Genomic DNA, 6898 nt, shown 5'->3' with positions numbered 1-6898 from the left:
CACCTGTGTTAGGTCGTCGGCAGCGTCAGATGTGTATAAGAGACAGCAATAATTCCCATTTATATTTTTCTTTAAAAGAAGATAAGGAAGTTATTGACTGTGTAATTTATTATTTTGAAGAAAAGAACATAGATTTTGATTTTAGTGAGGGAATTAAGGTTAATATAAAGGGTAATATATTTTATAATAACTATTCTTCAAGAATTTTAATTTCTGTAAATGAGATATATGAAGTCGGACTTTCTAAAGCCTATTTAAAATTTCTTGAGATGAAAGAAAAATTTAGGAAGCTTGGTTATTTTGATATTGAAAATAAAAAAGATATTCCCAAGTTTCCTAAAAAAATCGGCTTGATAACATCACAAGATGGTGCCGCTATAGTTGATTTCATTTCAGTTATTAACCAAAAACCAAATGATATTCATATCTTCCTGAAACCTGTCAAAGTACAAGGTCTAGACTCCTATGCCATGGTAGAGGATGCGATTTATGATTTGGACGATAGAAATTTAGATTTGATTGTAATTACGAGAGGTGGAGGATCCGGTGAGGATTTATCTACATTTAACAATAAAGAAATTATTGAAGCTTGTTTTAAGGCGAAAACACCAATAATTTCTGCTATAGGTCATAAGATTGACCAAACTCTACTTGATTTAGTAAGCGATTTAAGCTTGCAGACTCCAACAGAAGCGGGTTCTTATGTAATCAGAAACTATGCAAATATTGAAATAGATATTATAGGTAAGTTATCTGAGATGAAGCAGATTATTTTATCGAAAATTAGCGACTTAGAAAGAAAACTCCTATTAGAAGAACAGTTGTTGAGAAATAGAAGTCCGATTAATAGAGTTAATGAGAGGATTTTAGAACTTAATTTTTTAAAAAAAGATTTGGATAATAAAATAAATAGGAACTATTCCTTGAGTGAGCATAAATTTAAAGAATTAGGTTTTAATATTGCAAAATATAGAGATTTAATTGAATTTAAAAAGAGAAATATAGCCATAAAAAATGAAAAAAATATTGATATTTACTCATCTAAATCTTTAAGTCTTGGTGATTTTATAACGGTAGAATTTAGTGATGGTAGTGTAAAGGCGGAAATAATTGATTGATAAGTCATTAGAGGAAAATTTCAAGAAAATTGAAGAATTACTGGAAGAATTAGACGATAATAAGGATAACTTAGATAAGAGCATTAAGATCTATGAAGAAGCTAACGGGATTTACAAGAAATTAAAGGAAAGTCTTGACGATTATAAGGCTAAGATTGAGATAATAGGAAAAGATGAATAAAGATTTATATAAACGAAGAATTGATGAAAATAGAAAACTTATAGATGCTGAAATAAACTCTTATTTTAATAAAGAGGGTTTAATTGAAGGAGCCATGGCCTATGCCTTAGAATCTGGCAAGAGAATTCGTGCTAGCCTGTTCTTGGAAACAAGAAAGCTCAAGGAAAATGAGATTAGTAAAAACGATTTACTCTTCGCTCTAGCCATAGAAATGCTTCAGGCTTATTCCTTGGTTCATGACGATTTACCAGCTATGGATAACGATAATTTTAGGAGAGGAAGAGAAAGTGTTCACAAACATTTTGGCGAAGATTTGGGAATACTCACAGGAGATGCCCTTCTTAATGAAGCAGGGAAAATTCTTCTTCAAGTTTGTCTTGATAATCCTTCTTATCTTGCAGCTGGCTCTTATCTTTTAGACAAAACAGGTATGCATGGAATGATTGAAGGTCAAATTCTAGATTTGAGGAGAAGATCCTCGTATGATGTGGATTTTATGATTAAAGTCTATGATAAAAAAACAGCGGACTTCTTTAAGGCTTGTGTTGTAGCAGGTGCTATTGTAAATGGCTTTGATGAGGAAAAAATCAAATCATTAGAAAATTATGCTTATTATTTAGGACTAGGTTTTCAAATTCAAGATGATTTACTTGAAGAAGATTATGGAGATGAAATCAATATCTTAAAACTTATGAATTATACTGATGCAAAGAAGCTATTAGATTCAATTAATGAGAATTGTAAGAAGGAAATTGAAAGTTTTGAAAATAATGAAGTCCTATTATTTTTAATTGACTTTTTATCTAAACGACAATATTAGGGGTTACTATGAAAAAGTATACAAGACAAAGATTAATATTAGATATCATTCAAAATAATGATGTCAAAACTCAAAGTCAACTTTCTGAGATGCTTAAAGATCATGGAGTTGATGCTACTCAAGCTACAATTTCAAGAGATATTAAAGAACTTAGGATATCCAAAGTTCAAACAGATGACTATGAATACAAATATACAGTTGTTGATACTGTGTATGATACTTTAACAGAGAGGATGGAGAAGATTTTTAAAGAATCAGTCTTATCTATCGAAAAATCATCACAACTTATTGTAATTAAAACCATATCATATTGTGCCACAGTATGTGGAGCCTATATCACAAATGAAAAACTAGATAATGTAGGTGGGATTGTAACTGGAATAGATACTATCTTTATAACTCCTATAGAATCAGATGTTATTGACGAGCTTGTTGAAGATTTAAGGGATTTGATTAAATAATGTTACTTGAGTTATTTATTGATAACTTCGTTATTATAAAAAGAAATCATATATTCTTCGAAGATGGCTTCAATGTTTTGACAGGAGAAACTGGGTCTGGAAAAACCCTAATATTAAAGGCTATAAACCTAGCCCTAGGTTCAAGAGCTGATAAGGATACAATAGGCAAGTTTTCTGATAAAACAATAATTGAAGCTGTCTTTGAAGTTACAGATGAAATTAAATCTATGCTTGAGGATATAGGTATATCTTTTGATGATAATAAGCTAATTATAACAAGAAATATTGGCGTAAAATCATCTAGCTTAAGAATTAATGGTAGAATTTCTAATCTAACAAGCTTAAAAGATATTTCATCCTTGTTGATAGATATTTATAAGCAAGGTGATAATAACTTTTTTATGAATAAGTCTAACTATCTTGATTTGATTGATGCCTATAGTAAGGATGAAAAAACTATAGAAATAAACGAGGAAATTAGAGACCTTTATAGAAGAAAAGAAGAATTGATAAAGAAATTTGAAAAATTAGATCTTTCCGATGAGGAGATAACAAGGGAGAGAGATTTAATAAATTATCAAATAAACGAGATAGAAGATATTGACATCTTTAATATAGATGAAGAAGAATTGGATAAGGAATACCAAAAACTAAATAATATATCTGAAATAATAACAGCATCAAATAAGGCGAAAGAGATTTTAGATGCAAGTGATTTCGACCGAGTTTCTGTAACAAAACTACTAAATGAAATTATTTCAGATTTATCTCCTTACATCTCAGTTGATACAAAAATTGAAAAAATATATACCAGCTTGGTCGACTTATCTGAACAAATTAATGATATATACCATGATTTGGATTATTATGAGAGTTCTCTCGAGCAAGACCCTGAAAGATTGTATGAATTGGATATGATCAATCAGACAATTTTTACTCTAAAGAGAAAGTATGGGTCATCCTTGGACGATATTAGAAAATATTATGAGGAAATTCAAAAGAGGATCAGTGAACTTTCTGAAATAGAAAATATTAGGAATAATATAGATAAAGATGTAAGAGAACTTGATAATAAAATGTTAGCCTTATCAGAAGACTTGACTAAGATTCGTAAAGAAAAGAGCTCTATACTAGAAAAGGAAATCAATAAGGCGATAAAGCAGTTGAATATCAAAAATGGTAAATTTAAAATTGATTTTGATGTAAAAAAAGACATAAGCCCAACTGGCTTGGACAATGTTGACTTTTTAATATGTACTAATAAGGGTGAAAACTTAAAATCTTTATCTAAAACAGCATCGGGTGGAGAAATTTCTAGGATAATGTTGGCTTTCAAAGAAGTATTTTCAGATGCGGACATAGTTGATACTTTGATTTTTGATGAAATAGATACGGGAATTAGTGGAAGAACAGCCCAAGTTGTAGGGGAGAAAATCTTGGATTTATCCAAAAAAAGACAGATAATAGCTATTAGCCACTTACCACAGATAGCTTCTCTTGCTAATAACCATATTTTGATAAAAAAAGAAGATGTTGAAGATTTAACCATAAGTTCTACAGAAAAATTAGCTGCAAATAATCGTGTTTATGAAATTGCAAGGATGATTGGCGGTGTTGATATAACATCAACTACGGAAAAATCAGCAAGAGAAATGCTGGAAATGGCGGAGGATTTGAGAAATGACTGAAGATAAGTTTTACGAAAATACTATAAAGTCGGATACTATATATGATGGCAAGATTTTAAAACTTAGAGTAGAAACTGTTGAGCTAGAGAATAAAAAATATTCAAAAAGAGAGATTGTAGACCATCAAAAGGGTGTAGGTATAATCGCCTTTGATGAAAATGAATGTTTATGGATGGTTAAACAATACAGAAAGGCCATAGATAAGGTAACTTTGGAAATTCCAGCAGGTCTTGTCGAATCAAATGAGCTTCCTATTGAAACAGCTAAAAGAGAATTGCAAGAGGAAATAGGATTTAGGCCAGAAAAAATATCTTATCTTTTTGATATGCATGCATCTCCAGGATTTACTAATGACAAGTTATCATTTTTTTTGGCTGAAAATCTTATTAAGTCCGAGCTTGATCAAGATGAAGATGAGAATCTAGTAGCTTGTTCCTATAAGGTTGATGAGCTCTATAATATGATAGAAAATGGAGAGCTTACTGATGCCAAGAGTATAATAGCAGTTTTATATGCTATGAAAATAAAAAATGAGCGAAACTAAACTTAATATTGAACTAGAGGCCTTCACAGGCCCTTTTGATTTACTCTTACAATTGATTGAAAAGAAGAAAATTGATATTTATGATATAAATCTCGAAGATATAACTAATTCATATCTTGATGAAATTAACAAAATGGGAGATGATATCAATAATTTGTCAGAGTTTATCTATATTGCATCTATCCTGTTAAACATTAAGGCGAACAGATTGATGCCTAAGGAGGATAGTGAAGATTTAGAAGAAGAGTTCATATCCTACCTTATCGCTTATAAAAAAATAAAATCCGTTGAAGATGATTTCAAATTTTTGGAAGAAGAAGCTAGGAAAATATATACTAAGTACCAAGAAGATATGACTCAATTTGAGAGGTCAGAAGAAGTAATCATAAAAAAAGATATTAGCCTATTGACTAAAGAGTTTGAAAAACTTCTAAAAAATCTTGAAAAGAGAATAGATAAGCCAATAATAAGAAGTTTGAAGCAGGAAAATGTCAATGACTATGTAGAAAAGATAAAAAAAACTCTTAATTTTACTAAAAGTTTAGATCTTAAAGATTTAACTAAGAGGATTAAAAATAAGAATGAATGTATAGCAACATTTCTAGCCCTCCTAGAATTGGTTAAATCTAGGGAAATCACCTTAGAAGCTAGGGGAGTAAATTCTTTTTGGGTTGTGAAGAGGTAGCATGGAAAAAGATTATTTAAAAGGATTATTAGAAGAAATTTTATATATCTGGGCTGAACCTATTGACTTAAATGACCTATCTCAAATAATTTATGACTTTGATAAAAAAGATATAAAGCTTGCCTTAGAAGAGTTGATAACAGAAAAAAACAAGCATGAAAGTGGTTTGGTTATTAGGGAATTTGCTGGTTCCTATCAATTCACAACTAGAAGAATCCATGATAAATATTTTGAAAAAGTTATTAAGAAAACCGAAAAAAAGCTAAATACATCGACATTAGAAACGCTATCAATAATCGCCTACAAACAGCCTATAACTAGAGCTGAAATAGATAAGATTAGAGGAGTTAATTCTCAATCAACAATTGATTCCTTAATTGATAAGGGGCTTATTGAGGAAAATGGTAGACTTGATAAGATAGGTAAACCTATAATTTATGTAACTAGTAATTATTTTCTCCAATATTTTAATATTTCATCCTTAGAAGAACTACCTGAAATAAACTATGAAGAAGGGGATAATGATGAGGATTAATAAGTTTATAGCAAGGTCAGGGTATACATCTAGGAGAAAAGCTGATGAGCTTATACTTTCAGGTGAAGTTTTTGTTAATGGTAAGATGATAACAGAACTAGGCTTTGATGTTAGCGATTTTGACCAAGTGGTTATAAATGGAAAGACCTTGGAGATAAGCAAGAAATTCTATAAAAAACTTTATAAACCTATTGGATTTATTACCAGCAATTATGATCCATACAATAAAAAAGACCTCAATTCTTTGGTTAAGATGGATGAAAGGTTTTTTGCGGCTGGAAGGTTAGACAAAGATAGCGAAGGTCTTTTGATAATTACGAATGATGGAGAATTTACAAACGAAATAATCCATCCAAGCAAAAAGCTTGAAAAAACATACTTGGTCAAGACTAATAAAAAATTGACTATAAGTCAAGAAAAAAGATTTGAACAAGGCTTAGATTTAGGTAGAGGAGAGGTAACTTCAAATTCAAAAATAAGTTTGCTTAATTCTAAAACAAACGAATATATGGTTATCATCCACCAGGGATATAATCGACAGATTAGAAGAATGTTTGCCTTTTTTTCTATAAAAGTTTTAAATTTAAAGAGACTAGGTATAGGACCTATAAAATTAGACGATATGATAGAATTTGAGATTAGAGATTTTGATAATAAAGAACTAGAATTTGTTAGAAAAGTAAGGGGATAGGGGTCTATCTCTTTTTTTGTGGTAGAATTAATATTATGAGAAAAATTGGTATAATTGGTGGTGGACCAGCTGGTGTTTTTGCAGCATTAAATATAAAAAATGAAAAAAATGAAGTCTACCTTATTGAGAAAAACAAAGATATAGGTGAAAAGTTAAAAATCACAGGAAATGGCAG

General features: G+C 30.1%; 10 protein-coding genes. All 10 read left to right on the top strand.

Annotation, left to right across the window (positions count from 1 at the left end):
• Positions 1-1118, top strand: a 1118-nt coding sequence (gene xseA / locus Q0W95_RS06965) for an exodeoxyribonuclease VII large subunit (protein WP_297791243.1), incomplete at its 5' end; no start/stop codon positions are given.
• Complete coding sequence (gene xseB / locus Q0W95_RS06960; protein WP_297791241.1) at positions 1111-1299, top strand: exodeoxyribonuclease VII small subunit; 189 nt, start codon at positions 1111-1113, stop codon at positions 1297-1299. The genes xseA and xseB, both read left to right, overlap by 8 nt.
• The gene (locus Q0W95_RS06955; RefSeq protein ID WP_297791239.1) at positions 1292-2119 is read left to right on the top strand and encodes a polyprenyl synthetase family protein; all 828 of its coding nucleotides are present in this window, start codon (positions 1292-1294) and stop codon (positions 2117-2119) included. Before xseB ends, Q0W95_RS06955 begins: the two co-directional genes overlap by 8 nt.
• Before the next feature lie 8 nt (positions 2120-2127).
• A complete protein-coding gene (gene argR / locus Q0W95_RS06950) occupies positions 2128-2580 on the top strand; it encodes an arginine repressor (protein ID WP_297791237.1) in 453 nt (150 codons plus the stop codon).
• Positions 2580-4268: a DNA repair protein RecN gene (recN, locus tag Q0W95_RS06945; RefSeq protein WP_297791235.1), complete on the top strand. Its 1689-nt coding sequence runs from the start codon at positions 2580-2582 to the stop codon at positions 4266-4268. The genes argR and recN overlap by 1 nt, the downstream gene beginning before the upstream one ends.
• The gene (locus Q0W95_RS06940) at positions 4261-4812 is read left to right on the top strand and encodes an NUDIX hydrolase (protein ID WP_297791233.1); all 552 of its coding nucleotides are present in this window, start codon (positions 4261-4263) and stop codon (positions 4810-4812) included. Before recN ends, Q0W95_RS06940 begins: the two co-directional genes overlap by 8 nt.
• Positions 4799-5497 carry a segregation/condensation protein A gene (locus Q0W95_RS06935; protein ID WP_297791231.1) on the top strand — a complete coding sequence of 233 codons (699 nt, stop codon included), beginning with the start codon at positions 4799-4801 and terminating at the stop codon, positions 5495-5497. The genes Q0W95_RS06940 and Q0W95_RS06935 overlap by 14 nt, the downstream gene beginning before the upstream one ends.
• Before the next feature lies 1 nt (position 5498).
• Positions 5499-6032: an SMC-Scp complex subunit ScpB gene (gene scpB / locus Q0W95_RS06930; protein ID WP_297791230.1), complete on the top strand. Its 534-nt coding sequence runs from the start codon at positions 5499-5501 to the stop codon at positions 6030-6032.
• Positions 6022-6723: a pseudouridine synthase gene (locus Q0W95_RS06925; RefSeq protein ID WP_297791228.1), complete on the top strand. Its 702-nt coding sequence runs from the start codon at positions 6022-6024 to the stop codon at positions 6721-6723. Before scpB ends, Q0W95_RS06925 begins: the two co-directional genes overlap by 11 nt.
• Positions 6724-6758: 35 nt before the next feature.
• The coding region (locus tag Q0W95_RS06920) for an NAD(P)/FAD-dependent oxidoreductase (protein WP_297791245.1) at positions 6759-6898 on the top strand (140 nt) is incomplete at its 3' end.

The organism is uncultured Anaerococcus sp. (genome assembly GCF_947253225.1).
Lineage (GTDB): Bacteria > Bacillota > Clostridia > Tissierellales > Peptoniphilaceae > Anaerococcus.
The sequence above is the reverse complement of the archived record's forward strand: the minus strand, read 5'-3'. Positions and strand labels throughout refer to the sequence as shown.